The organism is Kistimonas scapharcae (assembly GCF_039540975.1).
GTDB lineage: Bacteria > Pseudomonadota > Gammaproteobacteria > Pseudomonadales > Endozoicomonadaceae > Kistimonas > Kistimonas scapharcae.
On record NZ_BAABFL010000481.1, the window covers coordinates 24,474 to 47,962 of the forward strand.

The 23,489-nt window shown below is 53.2% G+C and carries 24 protein-coding genes; 23 read left to right on the forward strand and 1 reads right to left on the reverse strand.

Annotation, left to right across the window (positions count from 1 at the left end; all coding sequences use genetic code 11):
• Positions 1 to 201 precede the first annotated feature (201 nt).
• The 14 genes from ABD892_RS26600 (at position 202) to cmoB (ending at position 13,793) form a co-directional block, all read left to right on the forward strand.
• Positions 202 to 1,236 carry a hydroxymethylglutaryl-CoA reductase gene (locus ABD892_RS26600; RefSeq protein ID WP_211825662.1) on the forward strand — a complete coding sequence of 345 codons (1,035 nt, stop codon included), beginning with the start codon at positions 202 to 204 and terminating at the stop codon, positions 1,234 to 1,236.
• Entirely contained in the window at positions 1,236 to 2,294 is a 1,059-nt protein-coding gene (fni, locus tag ABD892_RS26605) for a type 2 isopentenyl-diphosphate Delta-isomerase (RefSeq protein WP_345199418.1), read from the forward strand. Before ABD892_RS26600 ends, fni begins: the two co-directional genes overlap by 1 nt.
• Positions 2,295 to 2,401: 107 nt before the next feature.
• Positions 2,402 to 3,577, forward strand: coding sequence for a hydroxymethylglutaryl-CoA synthase (locus ABD892_RS26610; RefSeq protein ID WP_345199419.1), 1,176 nt, complete (start codon positions 2,402 to 2,404; stop codon positions 3,575 to 3,577).
• 131 nt (positions 3,578 to 3,708) lie between these two features.
• Positions 3,709 to 4,722 (forward strand): mevalonate kinase family protein, encoded by a 1,014-nt coding sequence (locus ABD892_RS26615; RefSeq protein ID WP_345199420.1) that lies wholly within the window; start codon positions 3,709 to 3,711, stop codon positions 4,720 to 4,722.
• Positions 4,703 to 5,659 carry a mevalonate kinase gene (gene mvk / locus ABD892_RS26620; RefSeq protein WP_345199421.1) on the forward strand — a complete coding sequence of 319 codons (957 nt, stop codon included), beginning with the start codon at positions 4,703 to 4,705 and terminating at the stop codon, positions 5,657 to 5,659. Before ABD892_RS26615 ends, mvk begins: the two co-directional genes overlap by 20 nt.
• Positions 5,556 to 6,641 carry a diphosphomevalonate decarboxylase gene (mvaD, locus tag ABD892_RS26625; protein ID WP_345199422.1) on the forward strand — a complete coding sequence of 362 codons (1,086 nt, stop codon included), beginning with the start codon at positions 5,556 to 5,558 and terminating at the stop codon, positions 6,639 to 6,641. Before mvk ends, mvaD begins: the two co-directional genes overlap by 104 nt.
• Positions 6,642 to 6,844: 203 nt before the next feature.
• Entirely contained in the window at positions 6,845 to 7,612 is a 768-nt protein-coding gene (gene rpsB, locus ABD892_RS26630) for a 30S ribosomal protein S2 (RefSeq protein ID WP_345199423.1), read from the forward strand.
• 184 nt (positions 7,613 to 7,796) lie between these two features.
• Positions 7,797 to 8,654 carry a translation elongation factor Ts gene (gene tsf, locus ABD892_RS26635; protein ID WP_345199424.1) on the forward strand — a complete coding sequence of 286 codons (858 nt, stop codon included), beginning with the start codon at positions 7,797 to 7,799 and terminating at the stop codon, positions 8,652 to 8,654.
• Positions 8,655 to 8,860: 206 nt separating this feature from the next.
• Positions 8,861 to 9,598, forward strand: coding sequence for a UMP kinase (gene pyrH / locus ABD892_RS26640; RefSeq protein WP_345199425.1), 738 nt, complete (start codon positions 8,861 to 8,863; stop codon positions 9,596 to 9,598).
• The gene (gene frr / locus ABD892_RS26645) at positions 9,595 to 10,152 is read left to right on the forward strand and encodes a ribosome recycling factor (RefSeq protein ID WP_345199426.1); all 558 of its coding nucleotides are present in this window, start codon (positions 9,595 to 9,597) and stop codon (positions 10,150 to 10,152) included. Before pyrH ends, frr begins: the two co-directional genes overlap by 4 nt.
• A gap of 82 nt (positions 10,153 to 10,234) precedes the next feature.
• Complete coding sequence (gene uppS / locus ABD892_RS26650) at positions 10,235 to 11,020, forward strand: polyprenyl diphosphate synthase (protein WP_345199427.1); 786 nt, start codon at positions 10,235 to 10,237, stop codon at positions 11,018 to 11,020.
• Positions 11,014 to 11,817 carry a phosphatidate cytidylyltransferase gene (locus ABD892_RS26655; RefSeq protein WP_345199428.1) on the forward strand — a complete coding sequence of 268 codons (804 nt, stop codon included), beginning with the start codon at positions 11,014 to 11,016 and terminating at the stop codon, positions 11,815 to 11,817. Before uppS ends, ABD892_RS26655 begins: the two co-directional genes overlap by 7 nt.
• 234 nt (positions 11,818 to 12,051) lie before the next feature.
• The gene (gene cmoA, locus ABD892_RS26660; RefSeq protein WP_345199429.1) at positions 12,052 to 12,780 is read left to right on the forward strand and encodes a carboxy-S-adenosyl-L-methionine synthase CmoA; all 729 of its coding nucleotides are present in this window, start codon (positions 12,052 to 12,054) and stop codon (positions 12,778 to 12,780) included.
• Positions 12,781 to 12,782: 2 nt separating this feature from the next.
• Positions 12,783 to 13,793, forward strand: a complete 1,011-nt coding sequence (cmoB, locus tag ABD892_RS26665; RefSeq protein ID WP_345199430.1) for a tRNA 5-methoxyuridine(34)/uridine 5-oxyacetic acid(34) synthase CmoB — start codon at positions 12,783 to 12,785, stop codon at positions 13,791 to 13,793.
• Positions 13,794 to 13,834: 41 nt separating this feature from the next.
• On the opposite strand, the gene ABD892_RS26670 is transcribed toward cmoB, so the two are convergent.
• On the reverse strand, positions 13,835 to 14,608 hold the full coding sequence (locus tag ABD892_RS26670) for a methyltransferase domain-containing protein (protein ID WP_345199431.1): 774 nt from the start codon (positions 14,606 to 14,608) through the stop codon (positions 13,835 to 13,837).
• A gap of 222 nt (positions 14,609 to 14,830) precedes the next feature.
• Here ABD892_RS26670 and rseP point away from each other — a divergent pair, with 222 nt between their 5' ends.
• The 9 genes from rseP (at position 14,831) to rnhB (ending at position 23,475) form a co-directional block, all read left to right on the forward strand.
• A complete protein-coding gene (rseP, locus tag ABD892_RS26675; RefSeq protein ID WP_345199432.1) occupies positions 14,831 to 16,192 on the forward strand; it encodes a sigma E protease regulator RseP in 1,362 nt (453 codons plus the stop codon).
• A 73-nt stretch (positions 16,193 to 16,265) separates the two neighbouring features.
• Entirely contained in the window at positions 16,266 to 18,596 is a 2,331-nt protein-coding gene (bamA, locus tag ABD892_RS26680; RefSeq protein ID WP_345199433.1) for an outer membrane protein assembly factor BamA, read from the forward strand.
• A gap of 159 nt (positions 18,597 to 18,755) precedes the next feature.
• On the forward strand, positions 18,756 to 19,277 hold the full coding sequence (locus tag ABD892_RS26685) for an OmpH/Skp family outer membrane protein (protein ID WP_345199434.1): 522 nt from the start codon (positions 18,756 to 18,758) through the stop codon (positions 19,275 to 19,277).
• A 26-nt stretch (positions 19,278 to 19,303) separates the two neighbouring features.
• The gene (gene lpxD, locus ABD892_RS26690) at positions 19,304 to 20,329 is read left to right on the forward strand and encodes a UDP-3-O-(3-hydroxymyristoyl)glucosamine N-acyltransferase (RefSeq protein WP_345199435.1); all 1,026 of its coding nucleotides are present in this window, start codon (positions 19,304 to 19,306) and stop codon (positions 20,327 to 20,329) included.
• Positions 20,330 to 20,334: 5 nt separating this feature from the next.
• Positions 20,335 to 20,466, forward strand: a complete 132-nt coding sequence (locus ABD892_RS26695) for a hypothetical protein (RefSeq protein WP_345199436.1) — start codon at positions 20,335 to 20,337, stop codon at positions 20,464 to 20,466.
• Positions 20,463 to 20,903 (forward strand): 3-hydroxyacyl-ACP dehydratase FabZ, encoded by a 441-nt coding sequence (gene fabZ, locus ABD892_RS26700; RefSeq protein ID WP_345199437.1) that lies wholly within the window; start codon positions 20,463 to 20,465, stop codon positions 20,901 to 20,903. The genes ABD892_RS26695 and fabZ overlap by 4 nt, the downstream gene beginning before the upstream one ends.
• 2 nt (positions 20,904 to 20,905) lie before the next feature.
• Positions 20,906 to 21,676, forward strand: coding sequence for an acyl-ACP--UDP-N-acetylglucosamine O-acyltransferase (gene lpxA / locus ABD892_RS26705; RefSeq protein ID WP_345199438.1), 771 nt, complete (start codon positions 20,906 to 20,908; stop codon positions 21,674 to 21,676).
• A gap of 28 nt (positions 21,677 to 21,704) precedes the next feature.
• The gene (gene lpxB / locus ABD892_RS26710) at positions 21,705 to 22,874 is read left to right on the forward strand and encodes a lipid-A-disaccharide synthase (protein WP_345199439.1); all 1,170 of its coding nucleotides are present in this window, start codon (positions 21,705 to 21,707) and stop codon (positions 22,872 to 22,874) included.
• A complete protein-coding gene (rnhB, locus tag ABD892_RS26715) occupies positions 22,861 to 23,475 on the forward strand; it encodes a ribonuclease HII (protein ID WP_345199440.1) in 615 nt (204 codons plus the stop codon). The genes lpxB and rnhB overlap by 14 nt, the downstream gene beginning before the upstream one ends.
• Positions 23,476 to 23,489: the final 14 nt, after the last annotated feature.

The window sequence follows — 23,489 nt, forward strand, 5'->3', positions numbered from 1 at the left end:
TTCTGTTCAGGCCTATCGCGCCATTCTAGCAAAGGGCCGCCTGCCCGCGATAGTGGGAAACGGTCTTAGCCTGTCGCACGTTGGGGGGAATCTGGTATTATTCCCGCCTTTGCAATCCTGTGGTGTGGGCAGAGGTTTCCTCTGGCGTAGAGACCCTGGAGTGCGTAACAGGACTGTTTTCAGGATACCAGCCGGTTATATATGTCAGATAACAAGATTCAACAGGCGCCGGTTCCCATGCGGCTCGTGGGACCGGTGACGATTATTGGTGATGTTGTCAATGACAGCGTCATGCTGCCCCTGGCGACCTATGAAACGCCGCTATGGCCTTCTGTGGGTCGTGGCGCGCGGGTGGCCAGTGTGGCCGGTGGTATCCGGGCGACTGTGATTGATGAGCGGATGACCCGTTCTATTCTGCTTGAAGCTGGGGATGCATCGAAGGCGCTGGCGGCCTGGCACAGCCTGCAGGGCCGCAAGGACGAGATGAATATGGTGGTGCGTGAATCCAGCCGTTATGCGCGGTTGATCGATATGCACAGCCAGATTGTCGGTAATTTGCTTTACATCCGCCTTGAGTATCTGACTGGTGATGCATCGGGTCACAATATGGTGACGCTGGCTTCTGAAAAACTGCAGGACTGGATTCTGGGTGAATATCCGGAGCTGCGTTACTGCTCAATTTCCGCCAACTATTGCACGGATAAAAAAGCAACGGCCATCAACGGTATCCTGGGTCGGGGTAAGAATGTGGTGGCGGAGCTGCTGATTCCCCGGGACCTTTGCGAGCGCCGGTTAAAGACGACGCCCGAAAAAATTGTTGATCTGAATATCAAGAAAAACCTGTTGGGTACCATGCTGGCAGGTGGTATTCGCAGTGCCAATGCGCACTTTGCCAATATGTTGCTGGCGTTTTATCTGGCGACTGGTCAGGACGCTGCCAACATCGTAGAAGGTTCTCAGGGTATTGTGCATGCCGAAGTGCGGGAAGGGGATCTCTATTTCTCCGTTAACCTGCCAAACCTGATTGTCGGCACCGTCGGAAATGGTAAGGGGCTGGACTTTGTTGAGCGCAATCTCGAATTGCTGGGTTGTCGTGAGAATCGTGAGCCCGGCGCTAACGCGCGAAGGTTGGCGGTTATCTGTGCGGCGGCGGTACTCTGCGGTGAGTTGTCTCTGCTGGCGGCTCAGACCAATCCCGGTGAGCTGATGGCATCTCACTTGAAGTTGGAGCGTTGATGACGGATAGCAGCGCGTCAGGTGCCGGTGAGCAGACTAATAGTCGGAAAGTCGAACATATCCGTGTGATTGAGCAGGATAGCGGTACTGACCGGGAAGGTGGCTATTTTGATCGTGTCCGCCTCAGTCATCGGGGGTTGCCGGAAATTGCTCTGGCAGATGTCGATACTCAGGTGGAGTTCCTCGGCAAGACCCTGTCGTTCCCCATGCTGATCTCCTCGATGACTGGAGGGGATCATGCGCTTGTACGCAAAATTAACCGTAATCTTGCCATTGCGGCGCAGGCGACAGGTGTCGCCATGGGAGTGGGGTCCCAGCGCGTGATGCTGGAGCAGCCCGCTGCGCGTGCCAGTTTTGAACTGCGCCAGTTCGCGCCGGATGCGTTGCTGTTTGCCAATCTGGGCGCAGTGCAGCTCAATTATGGATGTGGCCTGGCAGAATGTCGTGAAGTTGTAGATGCGTTGGATGCGGATGCACTGTACCTTCACCTCAATCCGCTGCAGGAAGCGGTGCAGCCTGAAGGCGACACGAATTTCTCGGGTTTGCTGGACAAAATTGCTGATATTAATGAACGACTGGGTTGTCCTGTCATCTTGAAAGAGGTTGGGTGCGGAATGTCGCCGGAAGATATTGCTGCGGCAGCCGTTCGGGGTATTTCCTGTATTGATGTGGCCGGGCAGGGCGGCACCTCCTGGAGTCGCATTGAGCATCATCGTGCGGGAACATCCGGTGATTCACTCGGGCTTCGTTTTCAGGACTGGGGTATACCAACGCCGCAGGCTCTGAAGTTGGCAGCGCCATTTCGGGATCGTGTCGAATTAATCGCCAGTGGTGGTTTAAGAAACGGTGTTGATATGGTCAAGTCTGTTATACTCGGCGCCCGATTGTGCGGCCTGGCAGCGCCATTGCTGAAGCCGGCCATGGAATCAGCAGACCAGGTGATTGCTGCGATTGAAACACTGAAGCGGGAATTTGCCACGGCCATGTTCCTGCTGGGTATGCCGGATGTGAAGACACTGTACGGCAATGAACAACTGATTCTGGATGAAAATTTCTGACACGTTGCGTGCAGAAAGATCAGAAGTCAGGTGAGTGAAAGAAGGCTGTCGTCCCCCGGACCGTGCAGGGTGATGACAGGAAAACCTCAGGATTTCCAAGAGGCATCATGTCTGTCGGTATTGATGACATCAGTTTTTATTCGTCCAGTCTTTATATTCCTCTGGCTGAGCTGGCTACGCGCTACGGGGTTGATCCCGACAAGTATCGCGTCGGGCTGGGGCAGGAGGAGATGGCGATCCCCGCGGTCGATGAAGACATCGTGACGATGGGGGCCAGTGCGGCCTGGCCTATGATTGACGACGATAATCGTGACAGTGTCGGCACCCTGCTGTTTGCGACGGAGACCGGTATTGATCAGTCCAAGTCGGCCGGTGTCTATGTGCATCGTTTGCTGGGATTGGGCCCTAATTGTCGTGTCGTGGAGTTGAAGCAGGCCTGTTACAGTGCGACTGCAGCCATACAGATGGCCTGCGCGCTCGTGGCAAGACAACCGGAGAAATCCGTGCTGGTCATTGCCTCGGATATCGCACGCTATGGCTTGGGAACGCCGGGTGAGGCAACCCAGGGCTGTGGTGCGGTCGCCCTGTTGATCAAGGCGAATCCGCGACTGGTTGAAGTGCATCCGGAGAGTGGTTGTTACAGCGAAGATGTCATGGATTTCTGGCGGCCCAACTACATGGATACCGCACTGGTAGATGGTAAATATTCCACCATCATTTATCTTAAGGCGTTGCGTCAGTCCTGGAAACATTACCAGCAGGCTGGTGGCAGGGCTTTTTCTGACTTTTCCCGCTTCTGCTATCACCTGCCCTTCGCCAAGATGGGTGAGAAGGCGCATCGCAAGCTGGCGGTGACCTGTGGTGAAAGTATGTCGGATGAGCTGTTTGCAGAGCAGACTGGCTCCGGTCTGATTTATAACCGCAAAATCGGTAACAGCTATTCGGCTTCCCTCTATATCGGGCTGCTGTCCATGTTGGAGAATGATCCAGAGGATCTGTCTGGCCGGCACATTGGGCTCTTCAGTTATGGTTCCGGTTGTGTTGGTGAGTTCTTTGCCGTGACAGTTCAGCCGGGATACCGGGTCTATAGCCGCAGGCAGGCGCACGTGGACAGGCTGGAATCCCGACAGGCGCTTAGTTATGACGAATACGCCCTGCTCTTTGAGTATCAATATCCCCGTGTGGATGGTGAGCATGATTTTCCGGAGATGACCGATGGCCGCTTCCGGCTGGCGGGTCTGCATGATCACAAGCGCATCTATACAGAGACAGGTGTGCGCTGAATGCGTTATGATGCGCACGCTTAGTTGTTACAGTGTTTTGCTGCCGTAAAGCCACTGTAAATGGCGTGGATGAAGGCTCCTGTGTGGAGCGTGGCGCTGTGGGTTGAAACTGTTTTCGGGATTGTCTGCGGATGAGGTCTGTTGCTCCGGGCAAAATTATCATTTCGGGTGAGCATTCGGTGGTGTATGGTTCGCCGGCCCTGGCAGTGGCTGTAGATATTCACGCCAATGCCGTGGTTGAGCGACTGGATGAGCCGGGTATTCACCTGCATCTGGACAACTATGGCAAGCTGGCTTCATTGCCGCTGGCAGAGCTGGAACAGGTTCGTCTGACCATTGATGAAGCGTATCAGCATTACCTTCTCGGCCGCTGTACGGTGGATAAGGTCTTACCCCATGCCGGTGAGCTTTACCTGTATGCCATTGCCAGCCTGTATAACAGCTATTCATTACCCTTTGGCCATGGCTTGGATATTTCCCTGAAGTCCGCCATTCCGGTGCGTTCCGGGATGGGTTCCTCTGCGGCGACGGTGGCGTCAGTGCTGGTGGCTGTGGCGGGTTATTTTGGTGTGCAGCTGGATAAAGAATCCCTGTTTCGTTTTACCAGCCATACCGAACGACTCCAGCATGGTTGTACCAGTACCATTGATCCCATGGTGACGGTTCATGGTGGGTTAGTGCGGGTGGAAAATAGCCAGTTGACCCAAAGCAGTGAGCTGCCGGAATTGAACTGGTATCTGGTCAATACCGGTGAGCCTGAAGTCAGTACCGGGCAGTGCGTGGCCGAGGTGCGACGCCGGTTTGGCACCAGCACTATCTGGAATGAGTTTGCCGCCATTATTCAGGGGCTGGAGCAGGCGTTTGTCTGTCGTGATACGCGGGCGTTGCGTGAGTATGTCAAACGTAATCATCAATTGCTGGTGGATATTGGCGTAGTGCCTGACACGGTGCAGCGATTTATCAGCGATCTGAAATCTCACTATGGCGCTGCCGGCAAAATCAGTGGTGCCGGTGCCGTGCATGGTGAAAAGGCCGGCTTTGTGCTGGTTCAGAGTGATGAGCCGGTAGAGAGTCTCTGTCATGAATACGGTTTCTCTGTTGCCAGGCTGCAGGCGGATCCTCTCGGTGCCAGACTCTGTCATTAATACCGGTCAGGTGGTTCATGTATCGGTGCCCGGCAGTATTATGCTGCTGGGAGAGCATTCTGTTTTGTATTCCCAGCCAGCTGTTGCCTGTGCTGTTGATCGCTATATGCGTGTTCAGGTCGAGCTGCTGACGAGCCGGGACATTGTTGTTGAGTCTGCGCTTGGTCCTTATTGTTCCCATCTTGATAACCTTCAGGAATCTATTTCCCATCGTTTTCTTGTAGAGATTCTCCGGCGCTGGCGGGAGACGTTAGCGTGTGGTCTGAAAATTAGTATTGCTTCTGAGTTTTCTCATACCGTTGGCTTGGGTTCCTCTGCTGCAGTAACGGTTGCGCTGGTTTCTGCCCTGCGAGCCGTTTGTGGTTTGCCGCTTGATCAGCAGGAAATTCTTCGGTCAAGTGTTGAGGTTGTTCGCGCTGTTCAGGGGCGAGGGTCTGGTACTGATCTGGCAGCCAGTGTCTACGGCGGTGTGATTGCCTTTGATGCTGATACTTTGCAAGTTCGGCGTTTATCGTCTGAATTGCCTATCGATCTTTATTACGCGGGCTATAAAACGCCAACGACTGATGTGTTGGCGAGAGTTGCAGAAGAGAGTGTGCGAGTGCCTGGAGTCGTGGATGCGCTTTACCGGTTAATGGGGGACGTGAGTCGAGAGGCAATAACAGCGATCAAGGCTGATGATTTGTCGCAGCTCGGTCGGTGCATGAATGTCTATCAAGGGTTGATGGATGCTCTTAATGTGAATGATGCAGTGCTGTCTGCCATTGTCTATGGTTTGCGTGCCTTGCCGGGTGTGATGGGCGCCAAAATTTCCGGTTCGGGGCTGGGTGATTGTGTCTGTGCGCTGGGTGATGCCGGTGCCGGGTTATCTGGATTCGAGCGTATTCCTGTTTCTGTTTCCCCTGTTGGAGTGTCCGTTGACGTTTTCCCGCGTTGATGTTGCCCGAAGTCTTCTGGGTGATTGTGAATACCGTCCTGTCGATGTTTTCGAGGCATGGGCACCGGTCAATATTGCGCTGTGCAAATATTGGGGGAAGCGCGATGCTGCCCTGAATCTGCCGGTTAATGACAGTCTGTCAGTTGCTTTGCCTGATAAGGGAACACGTACCCGGGTGACCCGGTTGCAGGGTGAGTCAAAAGATATTGTTTTTTTAAATGATCAGCCGGTGTCTGAGGCAGATGGTTTTTATCAGAAAGTGGTCGCACATCTGAATCTGTTTCGTCTGGATCGGGGAGATCGCTTCCGAATTGATACCGTTAATAACATCGCGACGGCGGCAGGTCTTGCCTCGTCGGCGTCCGGCTTTGCAGCGCTGACTCGGGCAACGGCAGGTGTGCAAGGCTTCAATCTTGATGGTAAGGCGCTTTCCATTCTGGCTAGAGTGGGGAGTGGTAGTGCCTGTCGGTCTGTGTTTGATGGATTTGTGCGTTGGCATAAAGGCGAAGCTGTTGATGGCATGGATTCCTGTGCGGCGCCATTGTCTCAGGTTTGGCCGGGTTTGCGTCTTGGGGTGCTGACCTTGACGGGGGCGGCGAAAAAAGTCGGTTCACGGGAAGGAATGGCGCGAACAGTGGAGACGACGCCGCTCTATTCGGCCTGGCCTGCCCAGGCTGAAGCGGATATAGCGATACTGGAGCAGGCTATTGTCGATCGTGACTTTGAACTTTTGGGTGTCACTGCTGAGCACAATGCCATGACCATGCATGCCACGATGATTGCCTCCTGGCCGCCGCTGTTGTACTGGGAGCCTGAATCTGTCGCTGTCATGCAGAAGGTCTGGCAGCTGCGGAAAGACGGGGTGCCGGTCTATCTCACTATGGATGCCGGGCCTAATGTGAAACTTTTATTTGAGTCGCCGGTCGAAGACAGCATCAGGCAGGTGTTTCCTGATGTTGAGGTGGTAAAACTCTTCCCGTAAAGGGATTCTTTTCGCAGGGAATCCGTTTTTCGGGGCTGTGCATGCCTGTGTGGTTATGGTATAAATGCGCGCTTGTGGCGACCGCCGCAAGTATTCTTATGACTTAAAACCACACATGCACCGACACATGGTTCCTGGGTGCCCGCTTAAAAAGGGTCGAATCATGGGGTGTATGGAGGCATAACCCTTTTAAGGAGTTTTACATGGCTCAAGTGTCCATGCGTGACATGCTGAAGGCCGGTGTCCATTTCGGTCACCAGACCCGTTACTGGAACCCCAAGATGCGAAAGTTCATCTTCGGCGCCCGTAACCGCATTCACATTATCAACCTGGAACACACCCTGCCGGCGTTCAATCAGGCGCTGGGTCTGATCAAGAAGCTGGCTGAAGGCAAGAACAAGGTTCTGTTCGTCGGCACCAAGCGTGCAGCGAGCAAGATCGTCCGTGAAAACGCGCAGCGTTGCGGCATGCCTTATGTTAATCACCGCTGGCTGGGCGGCATGCTGACCAACTACAAGACTATTCGTCAGTCTGTACGTCGTCTGCGTGAACTGGAAGCCCAGGCTGAAGACGGCACTTTCGAGAAGTTGACCAAGAAAGAAGCCCTGATGCGTACCCGTGATCTGGAAAAGCTGGATCGCAGCCTGGGTGGTATCAAGGACATGGGTGGCCTGCCTGACGCGATCTTCGTCATCGACGTGGATCACGAAAAGATTGCCATCCAGGAAGCTAACAAGCTGGGCATCCCTGTTATCGGTATCGTTGATACCAACAGCAACCCGGACGGCGTAGACATCGTTATCCCCGGTAACGATGACGCGATCCGCGCAATTCAGCTGTACGTTGAATCTGCTGCTGACGCGATTCTGGAAGGTCGTGCTGCTGCCGGTGCAGTCGTTGAAGAAGCGGCTGCTGAAAAGGCAGAAGCGGCTGAAGAGAGTGAAGAGAACAGCGAAGACTCCGCGGAGTAATCGTCCTGTTCAGAAAAAGGGGGCCTTGCCCCCTTTTTTGCCATAGGGGTCAGACTATTATTGCTGTCGTTGCAGCGGCGGTTCCTGGCTCCGGGCGAAAAAAATTCTTTCGTGATTGTTGCTTTCTCTCCATGAGAAGACGCTGGAAAGACAGCAGCATAATCAAGGTTTAGAGGATACGAAAATGGCAATTACTGCTGCACTGGTAAAAGAGCTGCGTGAGCGTACCGGTCTTGGCATGATGGAATGCAAGAAGGCCCTGGTTGAGGTTGACGGCGACATCGAAAAAGCGATCGAAGAGCTGCGCAAGTCTGGTCAGGCCAAGGCTGCCAAGAAAGCCGGTCGTACCGCTGCTGAAGGTGTGGTTGCCGTTAAAGTGGCTGACGATGCCAAGTTCGGCATGCTGGTGGAAGTCAACAGTGAAACTGACTTTGTTGCCCGCGACGATAACTTCCTGGGTTATGTTAACACTGTCGTTGAGCGTGCCTTTGAAACCAAGCAGACCGATATCCCTGCCCTGATGGACGGTGATCTGGAAACGGCCCGCCTGGCGCTGGTTCAGAAAATCGGTGAGAACATCAGTGTTCGTCGTGCCGCTGCCCTGGAAGGCGATGTTGTTGGCAGCTACGTTCACGGTAACAGCCGTATCGCGGTTCTGGTCAGCCTGGAAGGCGGTAACGCTGAGCTGGCCAAGGACATCGCCATGCACGTGGCTGCTGTGAATCCTCAGGTTGTCAGCAAGGACGACATGCCGGCTGATCTGGTTGAGAAAGAGAAGGAAATCTTCCGTGCTCAGGCGCTGGAAAGCGGCAAGCCTGCCGAGATCGTTGAAAAGATGATCGTTGGCCGTGTGAACAAGTTCCTGGCTGAAAACAGCCTGGTTGAACAGCCTTTCGTCAAGAACCCTGACATGACTGTTGGCAAGCTGGCTGCAGAAGCTGGTGCCACTGTCAAGAGCTTCATCCGCTTTGAAGTGGGTGAAGGCATCGAGAAGGAAGTGGTTGACTTCGCTGCTGAGGTTCGTGCTCAGGCAGGCCTGTAAGGCATACTGATGCAGGGGGCGACAAAGATTTTGTCGCCCCTGTTATTATTTGATGGCTAATACCAGTGACCAATCGCTGGTTGATTGCAGATAATGGCAGTCGTTGGTCAGTGGTATTGGTATCATCAAAAAACAGCCATGGGCATGGCAGGATTGGTATCGCTGTTCATCCTGTTCATGGCCAAGCCCGTTGACGGAGAGCAGACATGCCCGGAACAGATCGCCAGCCTAAATATCATCGAATCCTCCTCAAGCTCAGTGGTGAAGCGCTGATGGGGAGTGAAGAGTTCGGTATTGATCCCAAGGTGTTGGATCGGATGGCGCTTGAAATCGGCCAGTTGGTCGGTATTGGTGTTCAGGTGGGCCTGGTGATCGGTGGTGGTAACCTGTTTCGTGGGGCGGCGTTGAGTGCAGCTGGCATGGAACGTGTCACCGGTGACCATATGGGTATGCTGGCCACAGTCATGAATGCACTGGCCATGCGTGATGCGCTGGAGCGTTCCAATATTAATACCCGTGTGATGTCTGCTATTCCGATGAGTGGCGTAGTGGAGCATTATGATCGCCGCCGTGCACTGCGTTATCTGAATTCGGGTGATGTCGTGATTTTCTCCGCAGGCACCGGGAATCCTTTTTTCACCACGGATTCCGCTGCCTGTCTGCGAGGTATTGAAGTAGACGCTGACCTGGTGCTGAAGGCCACCAAGGTGGATGGCGTTTACGATCAGGATCCGGTCAAGAATCCTGACGCGATCAAGTTTGATCGTCTGACCTATGACGATGTACTGGATCGTAAGCTCGGGGTGATGGACCTGACCGCTATCTGCCTGGTGCGCGACCACCAGATGCCGGTGCGTGTGTTTAACATGAACAAGACCGGTGCCCTGTTGAATGTTGTCGTCGGTGGCGACGAAGGAACCCTGGTTTGCGGGAGTGACGCATGATTGACGAACTGAAGAGTGATGCTGAATCCAGAATGCAGAAGAGCGTGGAAGCGCTGACCCATGCATTTGCCAAAATCCGTACTGGTCGGGCGCATCCGAGCCTGCTGGAAGGTGTACGGGTATCCTACTATGGCTCTGAATCCCCGTTGAACCAGGTGGCCAACGTAACGGCTGAAGATGGACGCACCCTGGCGATTCGTGTCTGGGAAAAGAGCATGGTGCCGGAAATCGAGAAAGCCATCCTTAGGTCTGACCTTGGTCTGAATCCTTCCACAGCCGGTGAAGTGATTCGTGTACCGCTGCCGCCACTGACGGAAGAAACCCGTAAAGGTTACACCAAACAGGCGCGTCATGAAGCAGAGCAGGCCCGTGTAGCGATCCGTAATATCCGTCGTGATGTGCTGTCTGACTTCAAAGAGCTGGAAAAGGAAAAAGAGATCAGCGAAGACGAAGAGCGTCGTGCGCAGGACGATGTGCAGAAGATTACTGACAAGTACATCGCTGCCGTTGATGAAGCGCTGGCGGTCAAAGAAAAGGATCTGATGGCAATCTGATCAGACGAAACCCGGGCTTTGCCCGGGTTGTTGTTTGCCGGGCGCGTTGCCCGGATAGTGTGAGGTAACCCCGAAATAAGTCATGGCTGAACCACCTGCTTCCCCTTCCTTCACGGTATCTGGCACCGATATTCCTGCCGACCGTATTCCCCGTCATGTCGCGATTATCATGGATGGCAATAACCGCTGGGCCAAGAAACGGCATTTGCCGGGTGTTGCCGGGCATCGCGCGGGCGTTGAGGCGGTGCGCAAGGTGATTGAAGCCTGTGGTGAGTATGGTATTCGTGTGTTGACCCTGTTTGCCTTTTCCAGCGAGAACTGGAAGCGACCGGCAGACGAGGTCGGTGCTTTGATGGATCTGTTTCTTCGGGCGCTTCAGCGTGAAGTGCGCAAATTGCACCGGCATCATATCCGGTTGAAAGTGATTGGCGATGTCAGTTCCTTCAGTCCAGCTATCCAGCAGCGTATTCGTGAAGCGGAAGCGCTGACGGCTGAAAATGCGCGTGTTACCTTGGTGATTGCGGCCAGTTATGGTGGGCAGTGGGATATCGTTCAGGCTGCGCAGAAGCTGGCGTCAGAGGTACAGCGGGGAGCGCTGGAGCCGGAAGCGATCACAGTGGATCGTTTTGAAGCTGCCCTGTCGACGGGTGAGTTGCCGCCGCCAGACCTGCTGATCAGAACCAGCGGTGAACACCGTATCAGTAATTTCCTGCTGTGGCAGTGTGCCTATTCCGAACTCTATTTCTCCGATCTGCTATGGCCTGATTTTGGTCCTGAAGAATTCCATCGGGCGATAGTGGATTACAGTCAGCGACAGCGTCGTTATGGCAAAACCAGTGAGCAGCTAGAGGCAGAGTCAACGTGCTGAAACAACGAATAATAACAGCGCTGGCTTTGTTGCCAGTGGCATTGGGTGGGGTTTTTCTGTTGCCGTTGGCGCCATTTTCGGTGTTTATTGCGGTCGTTATCGTCTTGGCTGCCTGGGAGTGGGCTGGCTTGTCCGGATTTGCTCACCAGATGGTGCGGGTGGGCTATGCAGCGCTGACAGGCATTATGATTTTTCTTCTTTCTCTGGCATCTTCCGGATTTTTGCTGGGGGCCGGCCTTACCTGGTGGCTGATGGCGTTGATGCTGGTGATCAGTTATCCCGATTCAAGGCCTGTGTGGCAGAATCAGATGATTCGGTTGTTGATGGGGTGGCTGGTTCTCCTGCCTGCATGGGGCGGTCTTGTGTATCTCAAGGGGCAGCCGCAGGGAAATCTGCTGATTCTGTATGTGTTTGTGTTGGTTTGGGCTGCGGATGTAGGCGCATATTTTGCCGGTAGAGCCTTCGGACGGCGTAAGCTGGCCCCCAGCCTGAGTCCAGGTAAAACCTGGGAGGGTGTCTTTGGTGGCTTGTTTATGACGTCACTGATCGCCCTTCTTGTTGGTTGGTACCAGCAGCTGAGTTGGTTTGAGTGTCTTGGACTGGTCGCCATTACACTGGTGGTTACCATGGTGTCTGTGCTGGGTGATTTGCTTGAAAGCATGTTCAAGCGTGAAGCCGGCTTGAAAGACAGTAGTCAGCTGCTGCCGGGGCATGGTGGTGTCATGGATCGCATTGATAGTCTGACGGCTGCTGTACCGGTCTTTGCCGTTTTCTGGTTCCTGGCGATGGCAACCTGAAGCGTTGTTTTTTCAGATTTGAAAACGGTGTCAACAGGTGTTGGCACTTTTTTGTTTCAGGGGTAAGCATTGCTTCGCGACGTAACGATTTGTACTTGCACGTGACGCATCGTGATAATTGCCACTGGTGATTTTGTTTGATCAGGCTAGCATGCCTGCTTTTCTATTAGGTTGCTGGTTCAGTCTGCCCGGAGTGACAGCTGGTATTTCAGCACAGCAAATTCCTGAATACGCATGAATAATCTACTCGATCGTATTTATGCAGAACCCCATGCTGAGGTGTCGGGTTTTGCGTTTGATGATGCCGTTGCCCGGGTTTTTCCCGACATGATCCGCCGGTCTGTGCCCGGGTATACCACGATCATTCCCATGATTGGCATTATCGCGTCACAGTATGCGCAACCGCATACCGAGCTTTACGACCTGGGCTGCTCACTTGGGGCTTCTACGCTGGCCATGCGGCATGGTGTAGATCAACCGGGATGCCGAATTGTTGGTGTTGATAATTCTGATGCCATGCTTGAACGTTGCCGCAAATATATTGATGCGGATAGCAGCAGTGTTCCTGTTGATTTGCTGCTGGATGATATCCGTAGTGTGCCTGTGGCCAATGCATCTGTTGTTACGCTTAACTTCACCCTGCAGTTTATTCCGCTTGAGGATCGGTTGGCGCTGTTAAGCCAGATTGCTGATGGTTTGAATCCCGGGGGCGTATTGATTCTTTCTGAAAAACTGGTGTTTGAGGACGGTGAGCAGTCCGTTTTGGAAGAGCTCCATTATGACTTTAAACGAGCCAATGGGTATTCAGACCTTGAGATCAGTCAGAAGCGCACGGCGCTGGAAGATTATCTGGTTCCGGAAACCCTGGGTCAGCATCGCGAGCGCTTGTTGGCTGCCGGGTTTAGTCGAGTCGTGCTCTGGTATCAGTGCTTTAATTTCTGCTCACTGCTGGCTATCAAATAATTATGCCTGTAAGCGATAATCGTAGTTTGCCGAATCCTCTGGATTTTTTTGGTGATTTGTATCCGTTAATGGATAACCGCTCGCTGCAACGCTGGTTGGATGTGTTGCCGCAGCAACTGCAGCATGTTCTTGTTGATAATCCTCATGGTGATCTGGATCGCTGGTTGGCGGCCTTGAAGCGGTTGCCAGATATTCCTGTCAAAACGGTGAACCTGGATGTGTCTGCGGTCGGTGTCGAGTCTCATGAGTGTTTGCCTGATGAGGTTAGGCATGATCTCCACCGCGAGTTAAAAGCGCTGAGCCCCTGGCGCAAAGGGCCGTTTGATTTCTTTGGCGAACATATTGATACCGAATGGCGCTCTGACTGGAAATGGGAGCGTGTTGCGCCTCACCTGTCGTCGCTTAATGGGCGGCTGGTGCTGGATGTCGGATGTGGTTCTGGTTATCACTGCTGGCGCATGTTGGGTGCGGGTGCCCGACAGGTGATCGGGGTAGATCCGTCCCGCCTGTTTCTGGTTCAGTTTGAGGCGTTTAAGCGTTATGCCGGCAAAACGCTGCCTGTACATCTTCTGCCGTTAAAGATGGAAGATGTTCCTGAAAGCCTGAAAGCTTTTGATACGGTTTTCTCTATGGGGGTGTTATACCACCGTCGTTCACCCATTGATCATCTGCTTGAGTTGAAAGGTGCCTTGCGCGCCGGTGGTGAGCTTGTGCTTGAAACACTGGTTGTTGATGGGGCGCTGGGGCAGGTGCTGATGCCGGAAGATCGTTACGCCATGATGCGTAATGTCTGGTTCTTGCCGTCACCGGATACGCTGCTGTTGTGGTTGCGGCGTGCGGGCTTTCGAAATGCCCGTGTGGTCGATATGGCGGCTACCACAACAGAAGAGCAGCGTCAGACGGAATGGATGACATTCAATTCACTTGCCGACTTTCTGGATCCTGACAACCCTGGAAAAACGGTAGAAGGATACCCTGCACCTCTGCGGACGGTGGTGATTGCGGACGCTTGATATTATCACCAGATGAAAGCCGGTGAATGCCGGCTTTTGTTTTATACGGGCTTTTGGCAGAGCATATGCACATAGCGGGCGAGATCCCGATAAGGCGGTTTGCGTCCGAAGTGTTTTTCAACCTGAAGCATGTCTTCTGCGGGTGTCATGTCGCGAACCGGTTTTGGCATATGGTCGTGTATGGCGCGAATGCCTGACCAGGCGTTGATGGAGAGTCCCAGAGTGTTTAGCCATTCATGGACATCGGCAGGATCTAGCGGCCATGCCGGTGTTAGTGGGTTTTTCCGGTTTTCAAAGTTGTCATGGTAGGCCAGCTTGAAATTCCGGTTCATCAGGTGGCGCCAGACCAGAGCATTTTTGTTGTAGAACAGGATGGAAAGCCAGCCACCCGGACGTGTCAGTGTGGGCAGACTGTTCAGTACCTCGCGAGGATCTTTCAACCACTCAAGCACGGCATGGAGCAGGACAAGGTCGACAGGCTCGTCCAGATGTTCCTGTAATGACTGAATAGGGCAGTGAATAAGCCGGATATCAGCATCGGGCGCGATTCTGGCATATTCTTCTCTGGCCAGCGCCAGCATGTCGGCTGAAATATCGCATAGGATGATCCGGTGCCCCTGTGCGGCGAGCATGGCGGAATACTGGCCGATGCCGCCGCCCGCATCGAGGATGGTGAGCTTGCGATCACTGCCAAGCAGGGCGGGGATGTGAGTGACGAGGTCTTCCTGAAGGATTTCCAGTCGGAGTTGCCCTTTCAGGGTGCCGTAGATCTGCTGGCGGAAGCGATTCGCGATGCCGTCGAAATTTCTGTCCATACAGTACTTAAAATGGTGGTTCCTGTTGCGGAGTGCTTTATTAAGGTAAATGCGCCATTAAAACCGGGAGATGGCATTACAGACGGCTAAGCCTGAGGTTAGTGAGCGCTTTTGTATTTGCGAATCCCTCCGACACTATGCGAGGATTGCGCAAAATGTTGTAAAATCAGTCACTTTATCGTTTAAGCCTCTTGGGGTAAATGCAGGAAAGCCGACGGGACTATGGGAACATTGCAGACAATTCTGGCGTTTATCGTCACCCTTGGCCTGCTGGTCAGTATCCATGAGTATGGGCATTTCTGGGTTGCTCGTCGTTGTGGTGTCAGGGTACTTCGTTTTTGTATTGGATTTGGTAAACCTCTCTTCACCTGGTATGACAGGCATGGCACAGAATTCGCCATCGCCATGATTCCGCTCGGCGGCTACGTGAAAATGCTGGATGAGCGTGAAGGGCCGGTGGCGGATGAGGAGAAAGATCAGGCGTTTAATAATAAGTCGGTGTATGCCCGTATCGCGGTTGTCGCGGCCGGACCGATTGCCAACTTTCTGCTTGCGATTGTTGCACTTTGGTTGATGTATCTGGTGGGCGTCAAAACGGTCATACCGGTGATCGGTGACGTTGTGCCTGAATCGCCGGCTGCTGTCGCGGGGGTAAATCCCGGGTCTGAAGTGGTCACTGTGGATGGTCGGAATACGCCATCCTGGCATGCCATCAATATGGCGTTGCTGGCACCACTGGGGGAAACCGCCACGGTTGTGATAGGCACCAAGCCTTTTGATGAGAAAGGTGCCGATACGCAATATTCAGATATTCATCTCAATAACTGGCTTGCCGGTGAAGAAAATCCGGATCCGCTGCGGTCTCTGGGTGTTCAGCCATGGCGTCCCGAAGTGCCAGCAGCGATCGGGCAGGTTCTGGAAGGCGGTGCGGCTGAAAAGGCCGGATTGTTGAGTGGGGATGTTGTGTTGTCCGCCAATGGTGAGCAGGTTTCCAGCTGGCAGGGTTGGGTGGATATTGTTCGTGACAATGCCGGTCAACCAATACAGGTCGAGATTGATAGAGACGGCAGTAGTCGTTCACTAACCCTGGTGCCGGGTGAGAAAACGTTAGCCGATGGCCAGAAAATTGGGTACATTGGTGCCGGCGCAAAACCCTTCGAATGGCCCGCTGATCGTCTGCGTGACATCAGCTATGGTCCGGTCATGGCTTTAGGGGTTGCGCTTCAGGACACCTGGTCGTTGACAACACTGACACTGGACTCCATCCGCAAGATGGTGATTGGGCTGGTGTCGGTTGAGCATCTCAGTGGCCCGATTACCATAGCGAAGGTGGCCGGTGCCTCATTTAAATCCGGTCTTGAAAGTTTTCTGAACTTCCTTGCTATGCTGAGTATTAGTTTAGGTGTTTTGAACCTGTTGCCTATCCCTGTGCTGGACGGGGGGCACTTGCTGTATTATCTGGTGGAGCTGGTGAAAGGCCGGCCGGTGTCGGAGAAAATACAGATGATCGGGGTGCGTATTGGCATGACGTTGATTCTCGGACTCATGTTTGTCGCCCTGTATAATGATTTGAGCCGACTGTAACCGAAGGGGGAGTCCCGGTGCGGTATCAGTTTATCTTTTGGCTTTACGACCAATTTCTGGAAGAACGGATTCCATGAATCGATTATTGCTGCCTTTTGTTGCCGGTGCGCTCGTGGCCGGACAGGCGAATGCCTTTGTCATCAATGACATCCGCCTGGACGGGTTGCAGCGTATTTCGGCGGGAACGGTGTTCAATGCATTGCCTGTAGCTATTGGTGATGATGTTGATAACCCGGAACTGGCTGACGCTGTACGAGCCTTGTTTAAGACTGGATATTTTCAGGATATCCAGATGGGGCGTGACGGCAACGTACTGGTCGTCACTGTGGTGGAACGCCCCTCCATCAGTGAGATAAAGATTGAAGGCAACAAGGCCATCAAAACCGAAGACCTGAAGAAAGGCCTGAAGCAGGCCGGTCTGGCGGATGGCGAGATTTTCCAGCAGGCAACGCTGGAAGCGATTCGGATGGAGCTGGAGCGTCAGTACGTCGCCCAGGGTCGCTACGGTGCCAGTATCAAGGCTAATGTTGAACCCCAGCCGAGAAACCGGGTGGCGATTACCATCGATATCAAGGAAGGTAAGGTTTCCACCATTCAGCATGTCAACATTGTTGGCAACAAAGTGTTCAACAGTGAGGAGCTGCTGGAGCTGTTTGAGCTGAAACCCTCTGGCTGGCTCTCTTTCTACTCCAACGATGACAAGTATTCCCGCGAAAAACTCTCGGGTGACCTTGAAAGGTTACGCTCCTGGTACCTGGATCGCGGTTATATCAATTTCAATATCAATTCGACCCAGGTTTCCATCACGCCAGACAAGGAAAGTGTCTACATCACCGTGAATGTGGATGAAGGTCAGAAATACAGCGTGAAGAATGTCAAGCTGGCCGGTGATCTGGTTGTGCCGGAAGAGCAGGTCAAAGCGCTACTGCTCGTAAAAGATGGGCAGACATTCTCCCGCAAGCGGATCACGACAACGGAAGATCTGATTACCCGTCGTCTGGGCAGTGAGGGTTATGCCTTTGCCAACGTGACAGGTATTCCTCAAACCAACGAAGAAGACCATACCGTTGATATTACCTTCTTTGTTGAGCCCGGTCGTCGTACCTATGTGCGTCGCATTAACTTCCAGGGCAATACCAAGACTGAAGATGAAGTGCTGCGTCGTGAAATGCGTCAGATGGAAGGTGCAGCGGCTTCCACTTACAAGATTGAGCAGTCCAAGGTTCGTTTGAATCGACTGGGTTATTTCAAGGAAGTCACCAGTGAAACGACACCGGTCCCTGGCACCAGTGACCAGGTGGATGTCAACTATACCGTTGAAGAACAACCTTCCGGCGCAATTACCGCCAGTATCGGTTTCTCTCAGGGTGATGGTTTGATCCTGGGTGGTTCTATCAGTCAGAGCAATTTCCTGGGTACCGGTAACCGTGTATCGCTGTCTGCCAATACCAGCAAATACCGTAAACTCTATAGCTTTGGTTTCACAGATCCCTTCTACACCGTGGACGGTGTAAGTCGTGGTTACAACGTCTACTACAGTGAGACGGACTACGACGAGACGGATGTGACCAACTATAACGTGGATACCATGGGTGCGGATATGACCTTTGGTTATCCGATATCCGAAACCTCCAGTCTCAACTTTGGTGTGGGTATTGAAAGTTCCACCATCAAGGAGGGGAATGATCCTGCGTGGATTGTCTCTCACTTCCTGAAGGATGAGGGTGATAAATTTACCAACTTCAAGGGTACGATTGGCTGGTCTGAATCGACCTTGAACCACGGTCTGCTGCCGACTAAAGGTTACTCCCAGGGCGTATCCATGGAAGTCGCGCTGCCAGGCAGTGATCTTCACTTCTACAAGCTGCATTACCGTGGTCAGTATTTCTTCCCGCTGGCGTCTGATTATTCCGTACGTTTCCATACCCGTCTGGGTTATGGTGGCGCGTATGGTTCTACCAGTAAGCTGCCGTTCTATGAGAACTTCTATGGCGGCGGTTTCGGCTCAATCCGTGGTTACAAGGACAATACGCTGGGTCCACGGGCACTGCAGTCTGATGGTGATTATGATCCGATCGGTGGTAACGTTATGGTGGAAGGTGGTGTTGAGCTGCTGTTCCCGCTACCGTTTGTTAAGGATCAGCGCTCAATGCGCACCGTCCTGTTCCTGGATGCCGGTAACGTCTTTGATACGGACTGCAGTACCGCAAAAGACAGTAATGGTAAGGATCAGGTCAAAATGTGTTCCAAGCCTGATGTTGGCGACCTGCGTTATAGCGCCGGTGTGGGACTGACCTGGATTACACCGCTGGGGCCGTTGACCTTCAGTCTGGCGAAAGCGCTGAATAATAAGGATGACGACGAAACCCAGGTCTTCCAGTTCTCTCTGGGAGCACCGTTCTAACAAAGTTTTGATGTGAACTGATCTTCAGTTCCTGATGACTTTTTCGAGGCAAGGCAGTAGCCTTGCCTTTTGCGTGTTGTTTCACCCCGTTTGCTGGAGCACTGAAGTTGTCTGTCGGCAGGGATGAATCGATCGAACCAGGTAATAACAGGAGTTTCAATGTTGCGCAGTATCAAATTCGCCCTGCTGGCCATGATTCTGGTTGCCCCATTGTCGCAGGCGGCCGCCCCTAACCGTGTTGCGGTGGTCAACTCTCAGATGGCGCTGCTGGAATCTGCTGCGGCCAAGCAATATGCCAAGGTATCCGAGCAGCAGTTTGGAGAACAGATCAATAAGCTGAAAGGGCTTGAATCACAGTACAAAACGCTGATGGGCAAGCTTGAAAAGGAAGGCCCAATGATGAGTGAGGCTGAGCGCACCAAGCTGCAGATGGAAATGCGTCGCAAGAAGGAAGACTGGGAATATCAGGCACGTCAACTTCAGGTCGAAAAGAATGAAGCTGACCAGAAAGAACTCGCCAAATTGCAGCCGCAACTGGAAGAGGCAATTCAGGCCGTTGCCAAAAGCGAAGGCTATGATGTCGTCATTGAGCGTGCTGCCGCACGCTTTGTTAAGCCGGAAAATGACGTGACTCGCAAGGTTATCGACAAACTGAACCGGCTGACCGCCAAACAGAAGTAAGCAGACGGAAAGTAGTACTCCCTGTGATGAAAGCCGAAAAACACTTCACCCTGGCCGAACTGGCAGAGTTTCTCTGTGCGGATATTCAGGGTGATAGCACCATTGTGATCCATCGACTTGCAACGCTTCAGGAGGCGGGCAAGGGTGCGCTCACCTTTCTCTCCAATCCGGCCTATGAGAAGTTTCTGTCAGATACGGAAGCGTCTGCTGTGCTCTTGAGTCCGGAAATGGCGGAGAAGTATGAAGTTAATGCACTGGTCATGAAGAACCCTTACCTGGGGTATGCCCGTGTCTCTCGCCTGTTTGAACCTGAGCCGGTCGAGTATGTTGTTCATCCGACGGCCTGGATTGATGAAACGGCCGTGGTCAGCCCTGAGGCCAGTATTGGGCCGCAGGTGACGATTGAGGCCGGGGCGTCGGTGGCTGCCGGTGCCCGGATTGGCGCCGGTTCTGTCATCGGTCGTAACAGTATGATCGGGAAGGATACGCTTCTAAATCCTAACGTTACCATTTGTCACGGTGTTGTTGTGGGTGACCGCTGTATACTGCACAGCGGTGCCGTGCTGGGTTCGGATGGCTTTGGTTTTGCCCATGATGGCCAGGGCTGGGTCAAGATTGCACAGCTGGGTGGTGTTGTTGTCGGCGATGATGTTGAGATTGGCGCCAATTCAGCCATTGATCGTGGTGCGCTGGCGGATACGGTAATTGGTCATGGTGTGATTATCGATAACCATGTACATGTTGCCCATAATGTGGTCATTGGGGATAAGACGGCGATTGCCGGCTGTACGGGTATTTCCGGCAGTACCAAGATCGGTCGCAACTGTATTATTGCGGGCGGTTGTGGCATTGCGGGTCATCTGGAAATTGCCGATGGCGTACACCTGGCGGGCATGGCGATGGTCACCAAATCCATCCTGAAGCCCGGACAGTATTCTTCAGGTTCTGTCGGTTGTATGCCGGTGCGTGAATGGCGCAAGAATACAGTACGCTTCCGCCAGTTGGATGATATGGCCAGACGTCTCAAGGAACTTGAGAAAAAACTGGATTGAAGTGCATGAAGCCCGATGCCTGGAAAGGTACCGGGTTATTTCCCGGTTCCTTCCCTGATCGGCATCCGTTGCTGGTTGCAAGCCAAACGTTCTGCACGGTGATTATCGGCTTCTTCGGAGAAATGGTTCGCACATGATGCGTATAGATGAGATCAAGGCGCTCTTGCCCCAGCGTTACCCCTTTTTGCTGGTTGACAGGGTTGTCGATATTGACCTGGAAAAGAACACCATCGATTGCTACAAAAATGTCACGGCGAATGAAGAGTTTTTCAATGGCCATTTTCCCGGCCATCCCGTGATGCCCGGTGTGCTGATTATTGAGGCCATGGCGCAGGCGGCGGGTCTGTTGGGGTTCACCATGGCGGGTAAGACTGGCGGGGAAAACTCTGTCTATTATTTTGCAGCGGCCGATAAAGTCCGTTTTCGTCAGCCGGTCGTGCCGGGTGACCGGTTGCAATTGGTTGCCGAATACATGGGATGTAAAAGAGATATCTGGAAATTTTCCTGTAAAGCACTGGTTGATGGTAAAATGGCAAGTTCTGCTGTTATTACCTGTGCGAAAAAGGATATCTGAACTTGATCGACTCCCGTGCAATTATTCACCCGTCCGCGCAGCTGGACCGTGATGTTGAAGTTGGGCCGTTCACCGTTATCGGTCCTGATGTCGAAATCGGGGCTGGTACAAAGATTCACTCCCATGCAGTGATCAAGGGCCCGACACGCATCGGCAAAAACAATACGATTTTTCAGTTTGCATCTGTCGGCGAAGATTGCCAGGACAAGAAGTACGCCGGTGAACCCACTCGGCTTGAAATCGGTGATAACAACGTCATTCGTGAAGGTTGCACGATTCACCGCGGTACAGTGCAGGATCAAAGCCTGACGAAAATCGGCAGCAATAATTTGCTCATGGCTTATGTGCATGTCGCCCATGACTGCATGGTGGGTGATAACTGTATCTTTGCTAACAACACGGCTATTGCCGGTCATGTCACTGTCGGTGATGGTGTTATTCTCGGTGGTCTGACCACTGTGCACCAGTTCTGCCAGATTGGCGCCTACAGCATGAGTGCTGCCCACAGTGCCATTTTCAAAGATGTTCCCGCCTTTATCATGGTCAGTGGTAATCCGGCTGAAGCCCATGGTATGAACTTCGAGGGTATGCGACGTCGGGGTTGGAGTGATGAGGTCATCCGCAGCCTGCGTCAGGCTTATAAGGTGATTTACCGTCAGGGATTGAAAACCTCCCAGGCGGTTGAAGTCCTTCAGGGTATGGCGGCGGAAACCCGCCAGGTGCAACTGCTGGTGGAATCGTTGCAGTCATCCACCCGGGGGATTACCCGCTAAGGTTCTCTGACCTGCAGGGATATTCTGGATGACAAAACCCGTTACGATTGCCATTGTTGCCGGCGAAGCTTCCGGCGATATTTTGGGGGCTGGTCTGGTTAGCGCCCTCAAACAACGCATGCCGCATGCTCGATTTGTGGGTATTGGTGGGCCTGATATGCTGGCGGAAGGCTTTGAAAGCCTGTTTCCTATGGAGCGCCTGTCAGTCATGGGACTGGTGGAAGTGCTTGGCCGCCTGAAGGAATTGCTACATATTCGCAAGACGCTGGTTGAATATTTCTGTGCCGAGAAGCCGGATGTGTTCATCGGTATTGATGCACCTGATTTTAATCTCCCGCTTGAACAGAAACTTCATGATGCCGGTATTGCGACGGTGCATTATGTGAGTCCTTCTGTCTGGGCCTGGCGGCAGAAACGTGTGCTGAATATCAAGCAGTCGACAGACCATATGCTCACACTGTTGCCGTTTGAAGCGCGTTTCTATGAAGAACATGCGATTCCTGTCACGTTTGTTGGCCATCCGTTAGCCGACAAGATACCGCTGGACATTGATGTGGCCGGCGCGCGGGACGCGTTGGGTTATCGCGCTGAGGATCAGGTTGTTGCATTGATGCCAGGCAGTCGTGGTGGTGAGGTTAAACGACTCGGACCACTGTTTCTCCAGGCTGCACAGCGCATGTTGCAACAGCAGCCGCAGTTAAAGTTCGTTATTCCCTGCGCCAATGCTCAGCGGCGCGAGCAGCTGGAACAGTATCTGGCCGAAATGTCAGACATGCCGGTCAAACTGTTGGATGGGCAGTCGCATCAGGCTATGGCGGCGGCAGACGCTATCTTGATTGCTTCCGGTACGGCGACACTGGAGGCGATGCTGCATAAGAAACCGATGGTGGTGAGCTATCGCGTAGCTTGGCTGACATACCAGATCTTGCGACGTATGGTGAAGTCTGAATGGGTATCCTTGCCCAACCTGCTGGCAGGTAAAGCATTGGTGCCTGAAATCCTTCAGGATGAAGCAACACCTGAGCGCCTTGCCCAGGAAACCCTGGATGCCATGGAAAACAATGCGCGTCACCGTGAACAGGCTGACCAATACATGGCGATACATCAAACGCTGCGCCGCAATGCCAGTGAGCAGGCGGCAGAGGCTGTCATGGGTTTGTTAAAGAAACAGGGAGGCATTGTCTGTGCAACAGAGTGAACTGTCTTTTTTTGTTTCCGATGATGAAGCTGTTGTGGCCGGTGTCGATGAGGTTGGTCGTGGTCCGCTTTGTGGTCCTGTGGTGACCGCTGCCGTGATATTGGATCCTTCACGCCCTATAGAAGGTTTGAACGACTCCAAAAAACTCTCGGAAAGTCGACGTGAAGCGTTGTTCGATATTATCAAGGAACGGGCGTTAGCCTGGTCGCTAGGGCGGGCAGAGGTTGATGAGATTGATCAGCTGAACATCCTGCATGCCACTATGCTGGCCATGCAGCGGGCTGTTGCCGGATTGTCTGTAAAACCATCCCTTGCACTGATAGACGGCAATCGTTGCCCGAAATTGCCCTGTGCTGCGGAGTCTGTGGTCAAAGGCGATAGTCGAGTGCCGGAGATCGCTGCGGCTTCCATTCTGGCTAAGGTAACCCGCGACAGGGAAATGCTGGAGATGGATCGACAGTATCCAGGCTACGGCATTGCCAAGCACAAGGGCTATCCGACTAAAGAGCATCTTGAAGCCCTGGCAAAACTGGGTGTGACGCCACACCACCGCCGCTCCTTTAAACCGGTGCGTGAACTGGTGGAAAATCTGCCTGCGTGATGCTTCCTTTCATC

Excerpts from the sequence above, each read along its gene's own strand:
- fabZ (WP_345199437.1), top strand. The coding sequence starts at position 20,463 with ATGATGCGTATAGATGAGATCAAGGCGCTCTTGCCCCAGCGTTACCCC.
- ABD892_RS26685 (WP_345199434.1), top strand. The coding sequence starts at position 18,756 with ATGTTGCGCAGTATCAAATTCGCCCTGCTGGCCATGATTCTGGTTGCC.
- bamA (WP_345199433.1), top strand. The coding sequence starts at position 16,266 with ATGAATCGATTATTGCTGCCTTTTGTTGCCGGTGCGCTCGTGGCCGGA.
- lpxD (WP_345199435.1), top strand. The coding sequence starts at position 19,304 with ATGAAAGCCGAAAAACACTTCACCCTGGCCGAACTGGCAGAGTTTCTC.
- ABD892_RS26615 (WP_345199420.1), top strand. The coding sequence starts at position 3,709 with ATGAGGTCTGTTGCTCCGGGCAAAATTATCATTTCGGGTGAGCATTCG.
- ABD892_RS26600 (WP_211825662.1), top strand. The coding sequence starts at position 202 with ATGTCAGATAACAAGATTCAACAGGCGCCGGTTCCCATGCGGCTCGTG.
- ABD892_RS26610 (WP_345199419.1), top strand. The coding sequence starts at position 2,402 with ATGTCTGTCGGTATTGATGACATCAGTTTTTATTCGTCCAGTCTTTAT.
- cmoB (WP_345199430.1), top strand. The coding sequence starts at position 12,783 with ATGCCTGTAAGCGATAATCGTAGTTTGCCGAATCCTCTGGATTTTTTT.
- frr (WP_345199426.1), top strand. The coding sequence starts at position 9,595 with ATGATTGACGAACTGAAGAGTGATGCTGAATCCAGAATGCAGAAGAGC.
- pyrH (WP_345199425.1), top strand. The coding sequence starts at position 8,861 with ATGCCCGGAACAGATCGCCAGCCTAAATATCATCGAATCCTCCTCAAG.
- ABD892_RS26695 (WP_345199436.1), top strand. The coding sequence starts at position 20,335 with ATGAAGCCCGATGCCTGGAAAGGTACCGGGTTATTTCCCGGTTCCTTC.
- fni (WP_345199418.1), top strand. The coding sequence starts at position 1,236 with ATGACGGATAGCAGCGCGTCAGGTGCCGGTGAGCAGACTAATAGTCGG.
- tsf (WP_345199424.1), top strand. The coding sequence starts at position 7,797 with ATGGCAATTACTGCTGCACTGGTAAAAGAGCTGCGTGAGCGTACCGGT.
- cmoA (WP_345199429.1), top strand. The coding sequence starts at position 12,052 with ATGAATAATCTACTCGATCGTATTTATGCAGAACCCCATGCTGAGGTG.
- lpxB (WP_345199439.1), top strand. The coding sequence starts at position 21,705 with ATGACAAAACCCGTTACGATTGCCATTGTTGCCGGCGAAGCTTCCGGC.
- ABD892_RS26670 (WP_345199431.1), bottom strand. The coding sequence starts at position 14,608 with ATGGACAGAAATTTCGACGGCATCGCGAATCGCTTCCGCCAGCAGATC.
- rseP (WP_345199432.1), top strand. The coding sequence starts at position 14,831 with ATGGGAACATTGCAGACAATTCTGGCGTTTATCGTCACCCTTGGCCTG.
- rpsB (WP_345199423.1), top strand. The coding sequence starts at position 6,845 with ATGGCTCAAGTGTCCATGCGTGACATGCTGAAGGCCGGTGTCCATTTC.
- uppS (WP_345199427.1), top strand. The coding sequence starts at position 10,235 with ATGGCTGAACCACCTGCTTCCCCTTCCTTCACGGTATCTGGCACCGAT.